Genomic DNA, 19,359 nt, shown 5'->3' with positions numbered 1-19,359 from the left:
GGGGCGACCGGCTTCATCGGCCGGCACGTCATGAGAGATCTGACGGCGCGCGGCTACCGCGTCCGCCTGCTGCTGCGGCGGCCGGTGGACGCGATGCCGGAGGGTGCCTCGAGCGCCATCGTCGGCGACCTGACCCGGCCGATGAACATGGCGGCGGCGCTCGCCGGCGTCGATGCGGTGGTGCATTCGGCCGGCCTCGCGCACGCGATGTCGGGCGCACCGGAGGACGATTACCGCACGCTCAACACCGAGGCGACGCGGCGCCTGGCCGAAGCCGCCGCGCGGGCGCGGGTGCGCCGCTTCGTGTTCCTGTCATCGATCCGTGCGCAGACCGGCCCGACCGCCGCCGGGACCGTGACGGAGGCCGACGATCCGGCTCCCACCGACGCCTACGGCCGCTCCAAGCTCGAGGCCGAGCGGGCGCTCGACGCGATCGGCCTCGATTGGGTCGCCCTGCGGCCCGTCCTGGTCTACGGCGCCGGCGTGAAGGGCAACATGGCCGCGCTGGTGCAGCTCGCCCGCTCGCCGTATCCGCTTCCGCTCGGATCGCTGGCCGGCCGCCGGTCGCTGGTCTCGGTCGAGAGCGTGTCGGCGGCGATCGACACGGTGCTGCGGACCGACGCCGCGCTGGACCGGCCGCTGGTCGTCGCCGACCCCGACGCGCCGACGCTCCCGGAGATGCTGACGGCCCTGCGCGCCGGGCTCGGCCGACGGCCCGGCCTGGTTCCGATACCCTCGGCGGCGATCGGGCTGGCCTGCCGCCTGACTGGGCGAGAGGCGACCTTCTCGCGGTTGGCCGAGAATCTGGTCGCGCGCAGCGACGGTTTGGCGGCCCTCGGCTGGGCGCCGGCCGGCACGACGCGGGACGGCCTCGCTCGGCTCGCGCGCCTGTCGGCCTGATCGGCGGATCAGTCGTCCCGGCAGAACGACGGCGCGGTGCCGTCGTCGATCATCCCGCAGCCCCGGGCGATCTCGGATTCGATCAGGGCGCAGGCATTGTCCGCGTTGCAGGGCGGATGGGTCGCCGGGGAGACCGACATGCAGCGCTCGACCAGCCGCTCGGCCTGACGCGCCCCGACGGCGGCGCGGCAACTTTCGGCGCTTGCGGATAAGGCCCCGGGCAGGACGATCGCGAACGCCGCAGCGGCGACGATGGAGCTTCGGCGAAGCGATGCGGCGGCGCGGGACGGCATGATCGAAGGCAGGCCTCGGCCGAAAGAACGCCCCGGCCGCGAGGCCGGGGCTCGATCCTACGACACCGAGGCGATGGCGTCAGCGGCGAACGTCGATCACGTCGCCCGAGCGGCTGTCCACCACCACCGTGATGTCGTCGCCACGACGATCCGATCCGCGAACGATGATGCGCGGCCCGCGGCGGTCGACGTTGTCGACGTCGGCGAGGCCCTCGCGACGGGCGATCCGGATCGCCTCGCCGCGGCTCAAGTCGATGTCGTCGCGGGGCCCGCGGTCGCGATAGCCGGGATCGACGCGAACGCCGCCCGGTCCGATCTGGATGCCCTGCGCCGAGGCCGGCGCAGCGACGCCGAGCCCGGCCACGCCGAGACCGGCGACCATCGTGAGGCCTGCGAGAAACGTCTTCGTCCGCATGAATTCGTCCTTCCTTCGGCACACTCCCTGTACGGAAACTGCGCTCGGTTCGGTCGTCGCCTCAATCGGCGGGGCGTCGAATGGTTCCCGACCGGGAAAGCTCGCGAATCAACAGAGGCCGGCGTCGGCGGTTCCGAGGGCCGGCGCATCCGGGCTCGCCGGCGCCGCCGCGACCGGCTTGTCGAAGCGCTCGCGGAAATGCGGGATCGCCGCCTCGAACACCGCCTCCGCGGCGGCCCGGTCGCCGGCCTCCACCGCCTCGCGCAAGGCCGCCGTCCAGGCATCGAGCCGGGCGCGGTCGGCGAAGACCGGCTTGGCCGCCATCACGCCGTCGATCCCGTCGAGGCTGACGCGGGGCTCCTCGCGCGCGAACAGGATCTCGTTCAGGCGCTCGCCCGGCCGTGCGCCGGAGAACACCAGCTCGATCTCCGCGCCGGGCTCGAAGCCGGCGAGCCGGATCATGCGCTCGGCCAATTCGGCGATCTTCACCGGCTGGCCCATCTTGAGGACGTAGACCGCGGCGCGCTGGTCGGCCGCGCCCGGCGCGAGGCTGCGCGCCTCGCGGTCGGCATGCGAGGCCGCGGTGAGGACGAGGTCGGCCGCCTCGCGCACGGTCATGAAGTAGCGAACCATGTCGGGGTGGGTCACGGTGACGGGGCCGCCGCGGGCGATCTGCGCCTTGAACACCGGCACCACCGAGCCGACCGAGCCGAGCACGTTGCCGAAGCGCACCGCGATCAGCCGTGTCGGGTGGCCGGGGATCGCGGCCTGCTCGGCATCGCGCGCCTGCGCCACCATCTCGGCGAAGCGCTTGGTGACGCCGAGCTGCGACACCGGCTCGATCGCCTTATCGGTCGAGATCATCACCAGCGCGCGGGCGCCGGCCGCCACCGACGCGTCGGCGACGTTGATCGAGCCGAACACGTTGGTCTTGATGCCCTCGCTCCAGTCGCGCTCGAGATAGGGCACCTGCTTCAGCGCGGCGGCATGGAACACGTAGTCGGGCCGGAATTCGGCGAAGACCGCGTGCAGGCGCTCGCGGTCTCGGATGTCGGCGAGCGTCCCGCCGACCTCGGCCTGCGCGTTGAGCAGCGCCGGCTGGCTCAGGATGCCGTGCAAGGCCGGCTCGGAGCTTTCTACCACCATCAGCGCCGAGGCGCCGAAGGCGAGCGCCCGGGCGCAGATCTCGGAGCCGATCGAGCCGCCGCCGCCGGTCACGAGCACGCGCTTGCCGGCGAGGAACCGCTCCAGCCGCGGCCTGTCGATCGCGACGGTGGGGCGCAGCAGCAGGTCCTCGATCTCGAGCGGCGCGAGCTCGGCGTCGCGCATGCCGTCGCCGAGGCTGACCACCCGGGCGAGCGGCAGGCCGAGCCGCCGGGCGCGGGCGATCAGGTCGTCGGGCTCGGCCTCGGGCGCCAGCGCGCTCGGGGTCGCGACGAGCCGGCGCACCGGCTGCCCGCGGGCGGCGAGGTCGCCGACGACCCGCTCCAGGTCGGCGAAACCGCCGAGCACGGCGACCTCGCGCATCGTCTGCCCGGCCTCGTCGGCGCGCGGCGAGAGGATGCCCTTCGGCGCGAGCTTGCGCACCGAGCCGGATTCGATCGCGCGCAGCAGCGTCTCGATGTCGGCACCGCGGCCGAGCAGCAGCGTCGGCACCGTGGCCGAGCGCGCGCTCGACTGCTTGGAGCGGGCGTATTTCAGGTAGCGGAAGGCGAGGCGCGTGCCGCCGAGCAGGAAGATCTGTAGCACCCAGTACAGGACGATGGCGATCTTGCCGAAGAAGTAGAACCCGTACAGGTCCGACGAGACCAGGACGTAGTCGAGCACCAGCAGCCCGAAGGCGAGCACGCTCGCGGCGCGAACGATGCCGGCGAGATCGGGCAGGGAGGCGAAGCGCCACTTGGTGCGGTAGAGCCTGAACCGTCCGTAGACGAGGCCGGCGACGACGAGGAACGGCGGCAGCAGGACGGGAAGCGCGTGCACGCGTTCGGCGAGGGCGTCGCCGGTGAAGCGGAACACGAAGGTGAGGACCACGGCCAGCGCGGTCGCCACGAGATCGTGGACCACCATCACCGCGGTCTTGTAGGTGCGCTGCTGCATGATGTTCCGCGGCGGTATCGGCTCCGCCTCGGGCGGTGTCAACGCGATCGGTCAGCCGGTCGGGCGGACGGCCCGCGCCACCGCATCGTCGGCCTGGTCGATGTCGGGCGCGTCGATCCGGCGATAGCGGGCCTGGATCAGGCCGAAGGCCCCGAACGCCACGTGGCCGGCCGCGACGATCGCGAGCAGGATCCGGCCGTAGGGCTGGGCGCGCAGGGCCTGGAACGCCCCGGACAGGCCCTTCACCTCCGACGAGGCCTGATACCAGGCCGCGACAACGACGAAGCCGCCGATGATCAGGAACGCGATGCCGCGGGCCGCGTAGCCGAACCGGCCGACCGGCTCCGCCCAGGCCTGGCGCGCCGCGTCGAGGGCGAGGCGCTCGGTCACGTCGCCGCGAACGGCCTTGACCAGGAAGCCGACGCCGCCGCCGGCGACGCCGAGGCCGATCAGCGCCACGGCGAAGCGGCCGAAGGGTTTGGCCAGCAGCCACGCGGTCCAGTCCTGCAGGCCGTCGCCGTCCGACTGCAGGCCGAGCCCGAGGGCGAGGCTCGCGGCCGTGAGCCCGAGGCCGGCATAGATGCCCGCGCTGACGAGGTGGGCGCCCCGCACCACGAGCCCCTTGGGCGAGGTGCCGCGCCGGTCGGCGTCGGTCACCGCCTCGACGAGGCGCCAGGCGGCGAAGCCCCAGAGCCCGAGGGCGATCAGGCCGACGATCCAGGGGCCGAGGGGTCCGAGCAGCACGAAGCGGAGCGCGTTCTCGCTGTCGCCGGCCTTGCCGCCGGCCCCGACCGCCGCGAGCACCGCCAGCACGCCGACGACGCAGTAGACCGCGCCGCGGGCGCAGAACCCGAAGCGCGCCAGCCGCTCGATGGTGTTGCGCCCGGCGAACACGGTGGACGGACCTTGGGCCGAGCCGGTCACGCCGGCTCGCGTTGCGGCTTCCCGGCCAGCGCCACGTAGAACCCGAGCCCGTCCCCGGCCGGGAGCGTCTGCAACCGGTCGACGAGGCCGCGGCGCTTGGCGTCCAGCAGCAGGCGGCCCGCCGGTTGGAACAGGGTCTCGCCGCCGCCCTCAGGCGGCGGATCGAGGCGGATCGCCACGGTCTTGCCCTTGGCGAAGCGGCTCCGCTCCAGCATCTCGTTCAGCGACGCCTCCGCGGTCGCCCGGTTGGCGCCGCGCAGGTCCATCACCGATTCCGCATCGGTGACGCCGAGGCCGCCGCGCAGCTTGTCGGCGTAGAAGTCTTCGAAATGGGGCAAGGGCTGCGACCTGGTGGGTGTTGGCTAGAACGACAGACCGGCGAAGACGGTTGCGACGGGCGAGGCGCTGCCGAACTCGGGAAGCTCGATCGCGCCGTCGAGGCCGAGCGCCTGCTTGCGCCGGGCGTCGCCCTCCTGCCGGCGCCAGACCTTCACCCGCGGCTCGTCCTGATACACGATCAGGAAGACCTGCAGGCTCTCGACGGCACGGTAGAAGTCGGTCTTGCGGCCGCGGTCGGCGCTCATCGTCGAGGGGGACAGCACCTCCGCGACGAGGATGGGATCGGACGCGTAGCCGTCCGGCAGCATCGGGCCGCAACGCACCACCACGTCGGGGATCGGCGCGAAGTCGTCCATGTCCCGGCCGACGACCGCGATGCCGGGGACGACGCGGCAGCCCCGCACATCGGCGAGGTCGCCGAGGCGACGGATGAGGTTGGAGACGATGGTCTGGTGCCGCTCGGTCGGTGGCGACATCAGCACCGGCTCGCCGTCGAGCAGTTCCCAGCGCTCGTCGTCCGGGCGGCCGGCGACCCAAGCCCGGTAGTCCGGGACGCTCATGCGGTCGTCCCGCTTCGCCGCGACTGCCATGCGGGCCTCTCCGAACTGCCTGGGCGAGCGTACCATAGATGGGTCCGCCCGCGACCGGCGTCAGCCGCGGGCGTTCAGAATTCCACCCGGGCGTAGATGTCGGCTACAGCGAGCGTGCCGCCGAGCTCGGGCAGGTCGATCACGTCGCCCCGTCCCAGCATCCGCATCGCCCATCCGGCGTCGCGCCGCCAGACCTCGACCCGGGCATCGTCCTGATAGACGATCAGGAAGACCTGTAGCGCCGCGACCGTGCGGAAGAAATCGGTCTTGCGGCCGCGATCCATGCTCATCGTCGAGGGGGACAGCACCTCGGCGACGAGCAGCGGGTCGCGGGTGTAGCCGTCGCGGGGCAGCGGGCCGCACTGGACCACGATGTCGGGGATCGGCGCGAAGTCGTCCATCTCCGCGCTGAGCACGGCGAGGCCGGGGAGGGCGCTGCAGCCCCTGCGCTCGGCGAGTTCGTCGAGGCGCCGGACCAGGTTCGCGACGATGCGCTGGTGACGCCCGCTCGTCGGCGACATCAGCGTCGGTACGCCGTCGAGCAGCTCCCAGCGCTGGTCGTCCGGCTTGGACGCGACCCAATCCTGGTATTCGGCGACGCCCATGCGCGCGTCGCGTCGTCGGGCAACGGCCATCGCGGCCTCCTCCGGTGAGGCCGCGATGGTAGCAGTCCGGGGCCGGTCCGCAACGGCGCGGACGCTCGGGTTCAGCCGTGCACGAGCACGTTGCGGAACTGCCAGGGGTCGCTGGCGTCGATGTCCTCCGGGAACAGGCCCGGGCGGCCGGCGAGCGGCGTCCAGTCGGTGTAGACGCCGACGACGGGGCCGAGATACGGGGTCTGGACTTCGAGGCAGCGGCGGAAGTCCATCTCGTCGGCCTCAACGATGCCGGCCTCGGGGTTCTCCAGCGCCCAGACCATGCCGGCGAGCACCGCCGAGGTCACCTGAAGGCCGGTGGCGTTCTGGTAGGGCGCGATCCGGCGCGTCTCCTCGATCGAGAGCTGCGAGCCGTACCAGTAGGCGTTCTTTTTGTGGCCGTAGAGCAGCACGCCGAGCTCGTCGATGCCGTCCTCGATCTCGTTCTCGTCGAGGATGTGGTGCTTCTCCTGCACCTTGCCGGCATTGCCGAACATCTCGTGGAGCGACAGCACGGCGTCGTTGGCCGGGTGGTAGGCGTAGTGGCAGGTCGGGCGGTAGGCCGCGCACTCGCCCTCGGGAACCGTGTAGTAGTCCGAGATCGAGATCGCCTCGTTGTGGGTCACGAGGAAGCCGAACTGCGACTGCGCAGTCGGGGTCCACGAGCGCACGCGGGTGTCGGCGCCGGGCTGGAGCAGGTAGATCGCGCAGCGCGAGCCCTTCTCCTGCTCGCGGGCGTTCTCGGGCATCCAGGTCTCGTGCGTGCCCCAGCCGAGCTCGGCCGGCTGGTTGCCCTCCGAGACGAAGCCCTCGACCGACCAGGTGTTGACGAACACGCCCTGCGGCTTCGGATGCTTGGCGCGCTGGGTGTCGCGCTCGGCGATGTGGACGCCCTTGACGCCGACCTCGCGCATCAGCGCGGCCCATTCGGCGCGGGACTTCGGCTCGGGCGTGGTCACGCCGGTGTCCTTCGCGATGTTCAGCACCGCCTGCTTGACGAACCACGAGACCATGCCGGGATTGGCGCCGCAGCACGAGACCGCGGTGGTGCCGCCGGGGCTGGCGGTGCGCGCGTCCAGGATGTCCTGCCGCAGCGCGTAGTTGGTGCGGTCGCCCTGGCTCTTCTCCTTGTCGAAGTAGAAGCCCGGCCACGGCTCGGCGACGGTGTCGATGTAGAGGGCGCCGAGCTCGCGGCACAGCTCCAGGATCGCGCGCGACGAGGTGTCGACCGAGAGGTTGACGCAGAAGCCCTGGCCGCCGCCCTCGGTGAGAAGGGGCGTGAGCACGTCGCGATAATTCTCGCGGGTCAGCGCGACCGTCTCGAAGCGCAGGCCGTGCTTGTCGGCGAGAGACCGGTGCGAATCATCCGGATCGATCACGGTGAAGCGGGCACGGTCGTATTCGAAATGGCGCTCGATGAGCGGAAGCGTGCCGCGACCGATCGATCCGAACCCGATCATCACGATGGGTCCGCTGATGCGGCCGTGGATCGGCCCCCTGGTCGGCCCTTGGTTCGGCGTGTCGGTCATGGCTCGGGCGGTCCTTCGGATGTGCGCGGCGCGCAGGGGCGGCTCGGGTTAGGCGGCCGATGTGACGATGGGGCGACAGGCCGGGCTCGTCCGCGAACGGGCGTCCGCGACGGCCCCCCGGCCCGGGCGCCGATCCCGGTCGGCGATCGATCGCGGCGCAGGGTATGTCCGGCCCTAGTGCCGCCTCGTGCCGTGAGGGTCAACCGCGCAACGCCCGCGCGGTGAGCAGAGTCGTTGACGAAGTGTTGCCGCGGCATGCGATGACTGCATGCGAGCCCCACCAAACCTCGTGTTGCGTGCATCGCACAACGCTCTCATGCTGCACTGCGAAATCGATCACGATCCGTGCCGGATCATTGATCGAACGGAGTCCGCCATGCTGTCCGTCCTCACCGCCCGCGTTCCGGTACCCGCCGACGAGCCGCAGGACCGCGATCCCGGTTTCCTGACCCTCGCCTTCACGGTCGTGCGGGTCCTCCGGCGCGAGGGCCGCAGCGCCTTCGAGCGGCGTTGCGCACGCGCCGCCGGGACGCTGCCGCACGCTTGATCCTGTTGCGGCGCCGGTCGAATCCACCGGCACCGGATTGCGCAGCCTCGGCTTGACCGCTAGGCGGCTTCCTCAACGCCACATCGGCCGAGGGGGCCGTTCTTCGCATGTCGCCGATCCGCGCATCCCGCCGTCCCGCGATCCTCGCCGCCGTCCTGATCGCGCTGTCGATCGGCACAGTCCCGTGCGCCGCACAGGAAGAGGCGCCGGAGGCTCCGCCCGAGGCCGCGCCGAAGGTCAAGCCGAAGCCGCGCCCGCCCGCGCCGAAGCCGGCCCCGAAGGCGACGCCGGCCGCCGCCCCTGCCGCGCAGGCCGCGCCTGCCAAGACCGCGGCGGTCTGGCCGGCCGGCGCACTCTCCATCACCGAGAATTACGGCGACTGGACGCTGAGCTGCAGCCGTGCCGAGCCGGCGACGTCGTGCATGCTGATGCAGTCGCAGGGGGACAACAAGACTGGCAAGCGCCTGTTCGCCTTCGAATTGCAGGCGCCCAAGGACGGGCGGTCCGAGGGGCTGATCCTGATGCCGTTCGGCCTGGCAATCGACCCGGGCATCACCTTCAAGCTCGACGACGTGGTGCTCGGCAAGGGCGCGCCCTACATCTCGTGCGGGTCCGAGGGCTGCCTAGTGCCGATCAGCTTCCCGACGCTCGCCACCGACGCGATGCGGACGGCCAAGACCCTTCAGGTGATCGGGGTGAAGTCCGGGACCAACGATCCGCAACCGATCGCCGTGCCGCTCGGCGGGTTCGCGCCGGTCTGGGACCGGGCGATCGCCCTGAGCAACTGACGCGCGGCGACCAAGGCGACGCGCGGGACATCGACCCGCCGTGCCACGGCACCGGCGAGCGAGACGACGAGGAGAGGCCGAGCATGCGCGACCCGATGATCCTGGCGGCCCTGCTCGCCTGCCTCGCCGGCCCGCTCGCGGCGCAAGAGTCGAGCCCGCCCGGTGCGCCGCCGGACTCGATGCCCGACGCACCGCCGATGGACAAGAAGCGGGTCATGGCCGCGCGGCTCGCCGGGCTGGTCGGCTTCGCCAACACCTCCTGCCCGGACATCCAGGGCGATCCCGCGCTGCTGAAATCGGCCGTCGAGCGCCTCGGAATCGATCCGCAGGACCTGGAGCAGGGCGAGCTGGCGGCGATCTCGCGCTCGTATGTCGAGACTTATCGCAAGGACGTTCCGGCCAATTGCCAACGCGCGATCGAGACGTTCGGCCCGTCGAGCCGAATCGTCCCGAACCTGATCGTCAAGCGCTGAGCGTCGCGCGGCCTCCCATCGGGAATGCCGTTGGGACGTCGGCGGCGACCACGATTAAGCGCACGTTAGCCGCAATCCGGCAGTGTCGGCCCTCAGCGGCGTCGGAGCGTTGCGTCCCTCGTCCGGGGCGCCCGCCGCCCCGGGTGCGGCGTATCGATGGGCGCGAGGCTTGAGACGGGACCAGGGGTCCGCCGCACGCCCCGCAGCGCGGGCCTCGCGCTCGCCGTCCTGATCGGCCTCGGGCTGCCGGCCCAGGCGGCGAAGCTCCTCGCCGTCGCCGGCACCGATGCGCAGGGCTATGCGCGAATCGCCTTCACCTTCGACAGCGCGGTCTCGATCAAGGCGCGGCTCTCGAACGGCGTGCTGGTGCTCGGCTACGGCGAGCGGACCGAGGCCGGGCCGGAGCGGCTGGTCTCGCAGCTGCCCGATTACCTCACCGCCGTCCGGCGCGATCCCGACGGCAGCGGCCTCCGGCTCGCCCTGCAGCGGACCGTGCGCGTCAACGTGCAGGAAGCCGGCGAGAAGGTCTTCGTCGACCTCCTGCCCGAGAGCTGGACGAGCCTGCCGCCGCCGCTGCCCCCGGAGATCGTCGCCGACCTGGCCCGGCGTGCGCGTGCCGCGGAAGCGATCCTGAAATCGCGCAACCCCGCACCCGTGCGCCGGCCGCTCGGCGTCGAGGTCGCGAAGCTGCCGACGCTCACCCGCCTGACGGTGCGGCTGCCCGAGGGCGCCGAGGCGACCGTCGGCCCGGAAGGTGGCGCAACGCGGCTGCGCATCCTGGGGGCCTACAGCTTCGACCTGTCCGAGACCCGTGGCCGGCTGCGCCAGGACATGGCCCGCCTGACCGCGTCGGCCGACGATGCCTCGGCCGGGCTCGTGGTGGCGGCGGGCGATGCTTTCACGGTCTCGACCGACCGCGACGACGACACCGTGGTGTTCGACATCGTCGCCAAGAAGGACGCCGCCGCCAAGGCCGAGGCGGCTGCCAGGGCGGAGCAGGCTGCCAAGGCCGAAGCCGCGAGCAAGGCCGAACCTGCGACCAAGCCCGAACCCGCGAGCAAGGGAGAGCCGCCGAGCCGGGTCGCGCCCAGGACCGGGGATGCCAAAGCCTCCGCCACGGCCGATGTTCCGGCGGCCGCCGGACCACCGGGCACCGCGGCGCCGAACCGGCCACCGGCGCCCGAGCCGCCCGAGCGGCAAGCCGGGTCCGGCCTCGTCTTCCCGTTCGCCAAGCGCCCGGCGGTCGCATTGTTCGAGCGCGGCGGGGTCGCGACCCTGGTCTTCGAGACCGGCGAGCCGGTCGCCCTCCCGACCGGCGGGTCGGGCGGCCTGCGCGCCCTCGGCGAGCCGGTGCGGACGGGTGCGCTGACGGCGTTGCGCTTCGCCGTCCCGGCCGGGACCTTGCTCGATCTCGTGCCCGTGCGTGCCGGGTCCGCCGCCGGCGCCTGGGAGCTGACCGCGGGGGACGACCTCGGCCCGAGCGACACCCTCGCGCCGACGCGCCTGCCCGACGCCGCCGGGCACGGGCGCGTCGCGGTCGGCCTGCCGCAACCCGCCAGCGCGGCATGGCTCGATCTCGACGGCGAGCGCATCGCCGTCGTCACCGCGCGCAGCTGGAAGCCCGCCGGCATCGCGAAGCGCCAGCGCTTCGTCGATTTCGAGCTGCTGCCGAGCCGCTTCGGCCTCGCCGTGCTGGCTCAGGCCGACGACCTCACCGTGCGTCCCGACCTCGACGGCGTGGTCATCGGGCGCGAGGGCGGCCTCGCGGTCTCGTCCGTGGCGCGGCCCCCCGAAGCGCCGCTCGCCGAGGCCTCGAACCTCGCGATCCAGCGCGAGCCCTGGGAGCAGGCGCGCCTCGGCGACGTGCGCGAGACGATCCGGGCACAGTTCGGCGCCTCGATCGCGGCGTCCGCCGGAACGCGCGGCCCGCTGCGGCTCACCCTCGCGCGCACCCAGCTCGCCAACGGCCTCGCGCCCGAGGCCCTGACCACCCTCGACGCGGCCTCGGCCGACGACCCCCTGGTGGCGAGCGGCCGCGACACCGCGATCCTGCGCGCCGCGGCGCTCGCCGCGATCGGCCGAAATGCGGAGGCGCGTCGGGTGCTCGCGACCGAGGCGCTGCAACGCGATCCCGAGGCAGTGCTGTGGCGCGCGGTCGCCGACGGGCAGGCGGGACGCTGGCACGACGCCGAGGCCGGCTTCCAGCGGACCTTGCCGGTGATCGAGCGCTACCCGCTCGCCCTGCAGGCGACGATCCGCACGCTGGCGGCCGAATCCGCGCTCGAGACCGGCGACCTCGACACCGCATTGCAGCGGGTCGCGCGGCTCGCGACCGCCGAACCGACACCGTTGGAGCGGGACCGCGTCACCCTGGTCCGGGCCCGCGTCGACGAGGCGACCGATCGGACCAAGGCCGCGCTCGACGCCTACGATCGCCTCGCCGAATCGGGCGAGCGACCGGCGGCGGCGGCGGCGGCACTGCGCGGCACGCTGCTCGCGCGCGAGACCGGCAAGATCCCCCCCGAGGAGGCGATGGACCGGCTCGAGCGGCTGGCGATCACCTGGCACGGCGGCGAGATCGAGAACGCGATCACCGCCGGGCTCGCCCGGCTCTACATGGCGGCCGGGCGCTATCGCGAGGCCTTCACCGCCGTGCGGGCCGCCGATGCCATCGGCTCCGATGCACCCGAGACCCGCGCGCTGCACGACGAGGCGATGGCGCTGTTTGACGAGCTGTACCTCTCGCCGCGGGGCGATTCGCTCAGCGGGATCGACGCGGTGGCGCTGTACTTCGACTTCAAGGACTTCGCGCCGATCGGGCGGCGGGGCGACGCCGTGGTGCGTCGGCTGGCCGAGCGGCTCGTCGGCCTCGACCTGCTCGATCCCGCCGCCAACCTGCTCCAGTACCAGATCGACAACCGCCTCACCGGACCGAGCCGATCGAGCGTCGCGACGCAGCTCGCCTCGATCCGTCTCATGGACGGCAAGCCGCTGATGGCGCTGGAGGCGATCGAGGGAACCTACCTGCCCGAGCTTCCCCGCGACCTGCGCCGCGCCCGGTCGCTGCTGCGCGCGCGTGCCCTGTCCGACCTGTCGCGGACCGATCTCGCGCTCGAGACGATCGAGGGCGAGGCCGGCCCGGACGCGGCGCGGCTGCGGGCGGACATCCTGTGGTCGGCGCGGCGCTGGCGCGAGGCCGGGGAGGCGCACGAGGCCCTGCTCGGCGACGCTTGGCGCTCCGGCAAGGTGCTCGACGACGCGGCCCGCGCCGACGTGATCCGCGCCGGCATCGCCTACGACCTCGCGGTCGAGCCGATCGGGCTCGAGCGGCTGAAGGCCAAGTTCTCGGATGCGATGGCCGACAGCGCCGATGCCCGCACCTTCGCGCTGCTGACCAGCGCCGACGCGACCAAGAAGCCGGGGTTCCGCGAGATCGCCCAGAAGGCGACGAACGCCGAGACCCTGGCGGCCTTCCTCGCCGAGTACCGCAAGCGCTACCCGGACGCCTCGCTCCCCGCCCGCGGCGAGCCCGAGAAGCGCGCGGACGGGCAGGCGACGCCGCCAGGCTGAAGTCGAAAGCCTCCCGTGATCCACGGATCATCGCGGGAGCCCGGTTCACAGGCGGGACGTGGTTCGGTGTCGAGGCCGTCCGCGTCAGCTTCCCCCGTAGCTCTGCACCAGCGACCCGGCGACGAGCGTCCAGCCGTCGACCAGCACGAAGAAGATCAGCTTGAACGGCAGCGCCACGGTCGCCGGCGGCACCATCATCATGCCCACCGCCATCAGCACCGACGCGACCACGAGGTCGATGATCAGGAACGGGACGAACAGCAGGAAGCCGATCTCGAAGGCGCGGCGCAGCTCCGAGATCATGAAGGCCGGCGTGACGATCTCGAGGCCGACCGCCTCGGGCCCGGAGGGCACCGGCACCTTGGCCATGTCGAGGAACAGCTTCAGGTCCTTCTCGCGGACGTTCTTCAGCATGAACGCCTTGAACGGCGCCGACGCCCGCTCGAAGGCCTGCCCCTGCGTGATCTGGTTGGCGAGCAGCGGCTCGATGCCGGCGCGGTAGGCTTCGCGCCCGGTCGGCGCCATCACGAAGGCGGTGAGGAACAGCGCGAGGCTGACGATCACCGTGGTGGGCGGCGCGGTCTGGGTGCCGAGCGCCGAGCGCAGGATCGACAGCACCACCACGATCCGCGTGAACGCGGTCGCCATCACCAGGACCGAGGGCGCCAAAGCCAGCACGGTGATGAGCGCGACGAGCTGCAGCGCGCGCTCGCTGGCGCCGCCCGCCCCGAGATCCACGGTGAGGCTCTGCGCGGCGGCCGGACCCGCGCCGAGCGCGAGCGCGAAGACGGCGAGCCCGAGACGACGCGGGATCCGGAAACGAGGATGGATGTCGGCGGGCTTCATGGCGGCGGCACCCTGGGGCGGGTTCTCGGGCCGTGCAAGCCTGGAGGACGGATCGAGCCTTGCGGACGGGCCGCGCGCGCTCATGGCGTCGGCGAGCCCACGGTGCCGCGGCGCGATTCGAGGTTCTGCCACACGATCAGGGAGGGCAGGCCGAGCACCACGTCGGGGACGCGCTTGGCGAGCGACAGGGCGATGGCGGTGCCGGGATCGATGCCGAACAGCGCGCCGACGATCACGAAGCCGCCCTCCTGCACGCCGAGCCCGCTCGGGATCGGGAAGGCCGCCGACTTGATCGCCTGGCTCAGGGCCTCGATCATCAGGACCTCGGACACGGTCACGCCCTCGACGCCGATGCAGGCGAGCACGATGGCGATCTCGGCCGCGCCCAGCGTCCAGGCGAGGGCGTGCAGCAGGACCGATTGCAGCAGCCGCAGGCGCCGTCCGCGGCCCCAGACCGCATCGAGCGCATCTTGCACGCTGCCGCCCTCGCCGCGGGCCGGCTCGGCCTCGCGCACGAAGCGCCGCGAGAGCGCGCCGAGCTTGCGCTCGACGAAGCGCGCCGCACCCGTGCGCTGGAAGGCGAAGAAGGCGGCGAGCACGAGGCCGGCGACCGCGAGCGCCCGCAGCACCCAGCGCGCGAGCTCGGCGGCCGGCTCGCCCTCCACCTGCATCAGCAGGCCGGCGCCGAGCAGCGCGAACAGCGCCTGCGTCCCGACCTGGAACAGCATGTCGGCGAGGATCGAGGCGGCGGCGAGCGGCCCGGCGACGCCCCAGAAAGTCAACAGCCGGCCGCCGACCACGTCGCCCCCGACGGAGGCGACCGGCAGAAGCACGTTGATGCCCTCGCGCACGAAGCGCAGGGTGGCGAAGGCGGGAAGGCCGGCCGGCGACAGGCCGTCGAGGATGCGCTGCCAGGCGACCGCGCAGATCGTCACGATGGCCGCCCGCATCATCACGACGGCGGCCAGGCCCAGGAACCCGATCCGGCCGAACGCGTCGGCGACGGCTCCGAGGTCGTTGGTGGCGACGAGCCAGACGGCTAGGCCGAGGCCGAGCACGGTGCCGGCCAGCGGCAGGCGGCGCAGGATCTCCCGCGCGACCCCGGGCCGGCCCGCGCGGGAGGCCCCCGGCGCCGTCACGCGGCCGCGTCCCGATCGTCTCCGGCCTCCGGATCGTGCGACGGCGCGGCCGGTCTCCGGCACGGCAGCAGCTGGGCGGCGATCTCGGCCGCGGGCGCCGTCGGGTCGATCAGCAGGATCCGCCCGCCCGCGACGCTGGCCCCGGTGGCGACGGCGACGAGGCGCTTCGGGCAGGGGCCGAGGCATCCGGTCTCGACGATCCGAAGCTTCGCCCCGGGCCGGGCCTGCTTCAGGCCGGCCTTCACCCGGTCGCGGATCGCTCGCTTGGGCAAGCCCTGGCGCTTGGCGCACTTCGTGCAGACCGCCACCACCTCGGAGAACTTCGCCTTCGCCGTTCGGACGGGTCGGGCAGGTGCGACGTCGGCGGAATCCGTTTTCATCGCACATCGGGTAGGACGGGGACGGGCGGCGCGCAACCGCGGCGGATCGTGCCGGCCGCCGCCGGCCGCGCACCGCCGACGCCTTAAAAAGGGCCGAAAAGAACTGGATTGCGGCACCGCTCCGATCGCGAGCGGGCCTCGTCTCGAAAGCGAGCCGGCGAGGTCGCACGGCGCGGCCGTCTCCGTCACGGCGCGGTCGAACGAGCAGAGCGCAGGAAACCGGAACGGATGAGCGTCGACGAGGTCAGGCAAGGCGATCGGCTCCGCGGCCTTCTGCAGGTCGCGCAGCGGTCTGTGACCGAGCTTCGGCGCGGTGCCGAGACGATCGAGCCGATCCGCGATCCGGCCCGGCGCTCGCTGGTCCAGCGCACCCGCGAGAGCCTCGCCTGGACCCGCCTGCCGGGCCTCGGCCCGGTCGACGTGGAGCCGAAGAGCTACGTCGCCCGGCTGGTCCAGCGCTTCAGCCTGTTCGTCCTGCTGCCGACCGCGGTCGTCGGGTTCTACCTGTTCGCGATCGCCTCGGACCAGTACATCGCCGAGGCGCAGTTCGCCGTGCGCGGCAACGTCGAGCCGATGGAGAACGTGTCGCTCGGCGAGTACACCAGCCTGATTCAGAAGCACAACAGCCAGGACAGCTACATCGTCCGGGACTTCATCAACAGCCAGGCGATGGTCGACGCCGTCGAGAAGAGCCTCGGCGTGTCGCAGATGTTCTCTCGCAAGGAAGCCGACTTCTGGGCGCGCTATCGCACGCCGCAGCCGATTGAGGAGCTGACGAAGTACTGGCAGGAGCACGTCCAGGCGCGGATCGACGCGATCTCGGGCGTGATCCAGCTGTCGGTCCGCGCCTTCACGCCGGAGGACGCCCTGGCGATCGCCAAGGACGTCGTCGCCCGCTCCGAGGTGCTGATCAACGAGATCTCGCGGCGCGCGCAGGCCGACATGGTCAAGCAGGCCGAGATCGATTCGGCGGCGGCGCAGGAGCGGCTGCGCAAGGCGACGCTGGACATCCAGCGCTACCGCAACCACTGGGGCATCATCGATCCGATCAAGTCGGCGGAGGGCACCCTGCTGACGATGATGACCCTGCGCAAGGAGAAGCTGAAGGCGGAGAACGACCTCCAGGTGCTGCGCGGCTCGAACCTCGACGAGAAGTCCCGCTCGATCCAGGTCCTCGCCGCGACGGTGGCGGCGATCGACGGCCAGATGAAGACGCTGCAGGACCAGCTGACCACCGACGGGGGCGCCGCCGGCGGCGCGACCATGACCAACGCGCTGCTCGAATACGAGGGCCTGATGGTCGAGCGCACCATCGCCGAGAAGCTCAACGAGATGGCGAACACGCTGCTCGACCGGGCGCGCGTCTCCGCCGGCAAGCAGCACATCTTCCTCACGGCCTTCGTGCCGCCGATGATCCCGACGGATTCGCTCTATCCCAAGCGCTGGCGCCAGCTCGCGGTGCTGTTCTTCTGCTTCGTCGTGCTGTGGAGCTCGGTGTCGCTGATCGTCGGCGGGATCAGGGACCAGCGGATCTGAGCGGGCGCAGCGCCCGATAGGGCCGGCCCGCATCCGGGTCCGGCCGCCCCCCCCTCGAGCGGACCCGATCGCACGCCCATGCCGGACTTCTCCGACCTCGTCGCCCAGGCGATCAAGCCGACCATGAACCGGGCCGAGCGCGAGGCGGTCTACGGGGTGGTGCGGCAGGCGGTGCTGCGCCTGCGCGAGCGCGAGGGCATGGCGCCCGACGATCCCCGCCTCGCGATCCAGCATCACCTCGTCGAGGAGACGATCCGCGACGTCGAGGCCGACATCGCGCGCTTCGAGGCGATGCGGAAGCTCGACGCGGCGCTCGCGGCGCAGACGCTCGCCCACAACGACGGCGGATCGGGGCGCCGCCGCTGAGGCGATACGCCGTCGCTCCCGCGTTGACCGGAGCGTTGGCCCCCTGTTTGCTGGTGGGACCTGCCGGCCGCGACGACCGGAGCCGAAGGCCTACCGATCCATGCCGTTGCCGCACCCGTCCGCCGAACCTCCGATCGCCCGCGATGCCCACGTCCGCGGCGCGGCCGCCGAGGACCGATTCACGGGCGGCCTGCCGGAGATCCGGCGCTTCGCCGACGAGATGACCGCCTGGCGGCACGACCTGCACGCCCATCCCGAGCTGCTCTACGACGTCACGCGCACCGCCGGCTTCGTCGCCGACAAGCTCGCGGCCTTCGGCTGCGACGCGGTCGAGACCGGCATCGGCCGGACCGGCGTCGTCGGCGTGATCCGGGGCAGGGGAAACGGGGCCGGACACGGCGCGGGTCAAGCCGCCGCCCGCACCCTGGGCCTGCGCGCCGACATGGACGCCCTGCCGATCCAGGAGGTGCGCGACCTCGCCTACCGCTCGACCGTGCCGGGCAAGATGCACGCCTGCGGGCACGACGGGCACACCGCGATGCTGCTCGGCGCCGCGAAGTACCTCGCGGCCACCCGCAACTTCGACGGGACGGCGGTGCTGATCTTCCAGCCCGCGGAGGAGGGCGGCGGCGGCGGCGAGGCGATGGTCGAGGACGGGCTGATGGAGCGCTTCGGCATCGATGCGGTCTACGGGATGCACAACATCCCCGGCCTCGCGCTCGGATCCTTCGCGATCCGTCCCGGCCCGATCATGGCCTCGACCGACCGCTTCACCCTGACGATCGAGGGACGCGGCGGCCACGCCGCCCTTCCGCACAACGCGATCGACAGCGTCGTGGTGGCGAGCCACGTGGTGATCGCCCTGCAATCGATCGTGTCGCGCACCATCGACCCGCTGCAATCGGCCGTGGTCTCGGTCTGCGCGCTCGAAGCCGGCGAAGCCTTCAACGTGCTGCCGCAGACGGTGACGATGCGCGGCACCATGCGCGCGCTCTCGACCGCGGTGCGCACGGCGACGAAGGCGCGGATCGTGGCGATCGTCGAGCAGGTCTCGGCCGGGTTCGGCGCGGTCGGCAGCGTCGACTTCGGATCGAGCTACCCCGTGACCGAGAACCACCCGGCGGAAGCCGCCTTCATGGCCGACGTCGCCGCCGGCCTCGTCGGCGAAGCGCGGGTCGACCGCGCCGTCGCGCCGATGATGGCGGCCGAGGACTTCTCCTACATGCTCGGCCGGCGCCCCGGCGCCTACCTGTTCCTCGGCAACGGCGACAGCGCCGCGCTCCACCACCCGCACTACGATTTCTGCGACGCCGCCGCCCCGCTCGGCGCCTCGCTCTGGGCACGGCTGATCGAGACGGGGCTGCCGCTGGCGGGATGAGACGTGGACGCGCAAGCGTCTCCGGGTCGCGGCTGTCGACGCGGGATGACGAGAGCGCCGCCATTGCTCGATCATCGCGGTCGCGGCGACCGTCGCCGACACGCGCGCTGGTGGAAACCTCGGCGCGCAGGCGCGTGCAGCCTCGTGATCACGCGGCGTAAGGATGTCGGGCATGCGGCAAGCCTGCATCGCGGGCGTCGTCCAGGTTCGCGAGCGGACCGTCGACCGCTACGGCCATCCGGTCGGCGACGAGACTTGACGCTGTTCGCCGAGACCGTACGCGAGGGGACGGGGTCCGATGCGCTCCTCGTCCGTCCCGGCGGCGAGGCGTTCGCCGCGCTCCTGCCCGGCTGCGACCGGCAGCCGGCGCTCAGCCGCGACGCGGCGATCGCGCGCCGGTTCGCTGCGGCGCCGGCGGGGGCGGACGGCCTCGCGATCCACGCCACCGTCAGCGGCGGGCTCGCGGCCCCGGAGGGCCGCGGTCTCGCCGAGAGGCTCGCGAGCGCCGACGGCGCGCTGTACCGGGCAAAAGTCCTCGGTGGGAACCGCATCGAGGCCGCCGGCCCGGAGGCGCTGGCCGCCGCGGCCTAGCGGCCCGGCTCCGGCCCGCG

20 protein-coding genes are annotated in these 19,359 nt (G+C 72.5%); 9 read left to right on the top strand and 11 right to left on the bottom strand.

Features of this window, described 5'->3' with window-relative positions; genetic code table 11:
• Positions 1–30: 30 nt before the first annotated feature.
• The gene (locus tag MKK68_RS14240) at positions 31–900 is read left to right on the top strand and encodes an NAD-dependent epimerase/dehydratase family protein (RefSeq protein ID WP_244030847.1); all 870 of its coding nucleotides are present in this window, start codon (positions 31–33) and stop codon (positions 898–900) included.
• An 8-nt stretch (positions 901–908) separates the two neighbouring features.
• Here the strand turns inward: MKK68_RS14240 and MKK68_RS14235 are convergent, their stop codons facing one another.
• From MKK68_RS14235 to MKK68_RS14200, 8 genes are all read right to left on the bottom strand, one after another.
• Entirely contained in the window at positions 909–1,193 is a 285-nt protein-coding gene (locus MKK68_RS14235; protein ID WP_147858210.1) for a hypothetical protein, read from the bottom strand.
• A gap of 79 nt (positions 1,194–1,272) precedes the next feature.
• Positions 1,273–1,608, bottom strand: a complete 336-nt coding sequence (locus tag MKK68_RS14230; protein ID WP_243935642.1) for a PepSY domain-containing protein — start codon at positions 1,606–1,608, stop codon at positions 1,273–1,275.
• Between the two features lie 108 nt (positions 1,609–1,716).
• A complete protein-coding gene (locus MKK68_RS14225) occupies positions 1,717–3,708 on the bottom strand; it encodes an SDR family NAD(P)-dependent oxidoreductase (RefSeq protein ID WP_147858211.1) in 1,992 nt (663 codons plus the stop codon).
• 51 nt (positions 3,709–3,759) lie between these two features.
• Positions 3,760–4,632, bottom strand: a complete 873-nt coding sequence (locus MKK68_RS14220; protein ID WP_244030826.1) for a DUF1206 domain-containing protein — start codon at positions 4,630–4,632, stop codon at positions 3,760–3,762.
• Positions 4,629–4,970 (bottom strand): hypothetical protein, encoded by a 342-nt coding sequence (locus MKK68_RS14215; RefSeq protein ID WP_147728461.1) that lies wholly within the window; start codon positions 4,968–4,970, stop codon positions 4,629–4,631. Before MKK68_RS14215 ends, MKK68_RS14220 begins: the two co-directional genes overlap by 4 nt.
• 24 nt (positions 4,971–4,994) lie before the next feature.
• Positions 4,995–5,561, bottom strand: coding sequence for a Uma2 family endonuclease (locus MKK68_RS14210; RefSeq protein ID WP_147728460.1), 567 nt, complete (start codon positions 5,559–5,561; stop codon positions 4,995–4,997).
• Positions 5,562–5,635: 74 nt separating this feature from the next.
• Complete coding sequence (locus MKK68_RS14205) at positions 5,636–6,196, bottom strand: Uma2 family endonuclease (protein ID WP_244030824.1); 561 nt, start codon at positions 6,194–6,196, stop codon at positions 5,636–5,638.
• Positions 6,197–6,267: 71 nt separating this feature from the next.
• The gene (locus tag MKK68_RS14200; protein ID WP_244030822.1) at positions 6,268–7,725 is read right to left on the bottom strand and encodes a homospermidine synthase; all 1,458 of its coding nucleotides are present in this window, start codon (positions 7,723–7,725) and stop codon (positions 6,268–6,270) included.
• A gap of 376 nt (positions 7,726–8,101) precedes the next feature.
• On the opposite strand from MKK68_RS14200, the gene MKK68_RS14195 reads away from it, so the two are divergent.
• From MKK68_RS14195 to MKK68_RS14180, 4 genes are all read left to right on the top strand, one after another.
• Entirely contained in the window at positions 8,102–8,272 is a 171-nt protein-coding gene (locus MKK68_RS14195) for a hypothetical protein (RefSeq protein ID WP_244030820.1), read from the top strand.
• Positions 8,273–8,379: 107 nt separating this feature from the next.
• On the top strand, positions 8,380–9,060 hold the full coding sequence (locus MKK68_RS14190) for an invasion associated locus B family protein (protein ID WP_243935629.1): 681 nt from the start codon (positions 8,380–8,382) through the stop codon (positions 9,058–9,060).
• A gap of 83 nt (positions 9,061–9,143) precedes the next feature.
• Positions 9,144–9,533: a hypothetical protein gene (locus tag MKK68_RS14185; RefSeq protein ID WP_244030818.1), complete on the top strand. Its 390-nt coding sequence runs from the start codon at positions 9,144–9,146 to the stop codon at positions 9,531–9,533.
• Between the two features lie 156 nt (positions 9,534–9,689).
• Positions 9,690–13,103, top strand: coding sequence for a tetratricopeptide repeat protein (locus MKK68_RS14180; protein ID WP_244030816.1), 3,414 nt, complete (start codon positions 9,690–9,692; stop codon positions 13,101–13,103).
• Positions 13,104–13,187: 84 nt separating this feature from the next.
• Here the strand turns inward: MKK68_RS14180 and fliP are convergent, their stop codons facing one another.
• The 3 genes from fliP to MKK68_RS14165 form a co-directional block, all read right to left on the bottom strand.
• Positions 13,188–13,949: a flagellar type III secretion system pore protein FliP gene (gene fliP / locus MKK68_RS14175; protein WP_409567244.1), complete on the bottom strand. Its 762-nt coding sequence runs from the start codon at positions 13,947–13,949 to the stop codon at positions 13,188–13,190.
• A gap of 80 nt (positions 13,950–14,029) precedes the next feature.
• Positions 14,030–15,088: a lysylphosphatidylglycerol synthase domain-containing protein gene (locus MKK68_RS14170; protein WP_244030815.1), complete on the bottom strand. Its 1,059-nt coding sequence runs from the start codon at positions 15,086–15,088 to the stop codon at positions 14,030–14,032.
• A complete protein-coding gene (locus MKK68_RS14165) occupies positions 15,085–15,468 on the bottom strand; it encodes a hypothetical protein (protein WP_244030813.1) in 384 nt (127 codons plus the stop codon). Before MKK68_RS14165 ends, MKK68_RS14170 begins: the two co-directional genes overlap by 4 nt.
• Positions 15,469–15,696: 228 nt before the next feature.
• Between MKK68_RS14165 and MKK68_RS14160 the strand changes: the two genes are divergently transcribed.
• From MKK68_RS14160 to MKK68_RS14145, 4 genes are all read left to right on the top strand, one after another.
• Positions 15,697–17,004: a capsule biosynthesis protein gene (locus tag MKK68_RS14160; RefSeq protein ID WP_244030811.1), complete on the top strand. Its 1,308-nt coding sequence runs from the start codon at positions 15,697–15,699 to the stop codon at positions 17,002–17,004.
• Positions 17,005–17,082: 78 nt separating this feature from the next.
• Positions 17,083–17,370, top strand: coding sequence for a hypothetical protein (locus MKK68_RS14155; protein WP_147728782.1), 288 nt, complete (start codon positions 17,083–17,085; stop codon positions 17,368–17,370).
• Positions 17,371–17,560: 190 nt separating this feature from the next.
• Positions 17,561–18,748 (top strand): M20 aminoacylase family protein, encoded by a 1,188-nt coding sequence (locus MKK68_RS14150; RefSeq protein WP_244030842.1) that lies wholly within the window; start codon positions 17,561–17,563, stop codon positions 18,746–18,748.
• 255 nt (positions 18,749–19,003) lie between these two features.
• Entirely contained in the window at positions 19,004–19,339 is a 336-nt protein-coding gene (locus MKK68_RS14145; protein WP_244030809.1) for a GGDEF domain-containing protein, read from the top strand.
• The last annotated feature ends 20 nt before the right edge of the window (positions 19,340–19,359 follow it).

This window comes from Methylobacterium sp. E-016 (genome assembly GCF_022829745.1).
Lineage (GTDB): Bacteria > Pseudomonadota > Alphaproteobacteria > Rhizobiales > Beijerinckiaceae > Methylobacterium.
The sequence above is the reverse complement of the archived record's forward strand: the minus strand, read 5'-3'. Positions and strand labels throughout refer to the sequence as shown.

Bases quoted from the DNA above. Each gene is read 5' to 3' on its own strand.
- MKK68_RS14240 (WP_244030847.1), top strand. From the start codon at position 31: ATGAGAGATCTGACGGCGCGCGGCTACCGCGTCCGCCTGCTGCTGCGG.
- MKK68_RS14235 (WP_147858210.1), bottom strand. From the start codon at position 1,193: ATGCCGTCCCGCGCCGCCGCATCGCTTCGCCGAAGCTCCATCGTCGCC.
- MKK68_RS14230 (WP_243935642.1), bottom strand. From the start codon at position 1,608: ATGCGGACGAAGACGTTTCTCGCAGGCCTCACGATGGTCGCCGGTCTC.
- MKK68_RS14225 (WP_147858211.1), bottom strand. From the start codon at position 3,708: ATGCAGCAGCGCACCTACAAGACCGCGGTGATGGTGGTCCACGATCTC.
- MKK68_RS14210 (WP_147728460.1), bottom strand. From the start codon at position 5,561: ATGGCAGTCGCGGCGAAGCGGGACGACCGCATGAGCGTCCCGGACTAC.
- MKK68_RS14205 (WP_244030824.1), bottom strand. From the start codon at position 6,196: ATGGCCGTTGCCCGACGACGCGACGCGCGCATGGGCGTCGCCGAATAC.
- MKK68_RS14200 (WP_244030822.1), bottom strand. From the start codon at position 7,725: ATGACCGACACGCCGAACCAAGGGCCGACCAGGGGGCCGATCCACGGC.
- MKK68_RS14195 (WP_244030820.1), top strand. From the start codon at position 8,102: ATGCTGTCCGTCCTCACCGCCCGCGTTCCGGTACCCGCCGACGAGCCG.
- MKK68_RS14190 (WP_243935629.1), top strand. From the start codon at position 8,380: ATGTCGCCGATCCGCGCATCCCGCCGTCCCGCGATCCTCGCCGCCGTC.
- MKK68_RS14185 (WP_244030818.1), top strand. From the start codon at position 9,144: ATGCGCGACCCGATGATCCTGGCGGCCCTGCTCGCCTGCCTCGCCGGC.
- MKK68_RS14180 (WP_244030816.1), top strand. From the start codon at position 9,690: ATGGGCGCGAGGCTTGAGACGGGACCAGGGGTCCGCCGCACGCCCCGC.
- fliP (WP_409567244.1), bottom strand. From the start codon at position 13,949: ATGAAGCCCGCCGACATCCATCCTCGTTTCCGGATCCCGCGTCGTCTC.
- MKK68_RS14165 (WP_244030813.1), bottom strand. From the start codon at position 15,468: ATGAAAACGGATTCCGCCGACGTCGCACCTGCCCGACCCGTCCGAACG.
- MKK68_RS14160 (WP_244030811.1), top strand. From the start codon at position 15,697: ATGAGCGTCGACGAGGTCAGGCAAGGCGATCGGCTCCGCGGCCTTCTG.
- MKK68_RS14155 (WP_147728782.1), top strand. From the start codon at position 17,083: ATGCCGGACTTCTCCGACCTCGTCGCCCAGGCGATCAAGCCGACCATG.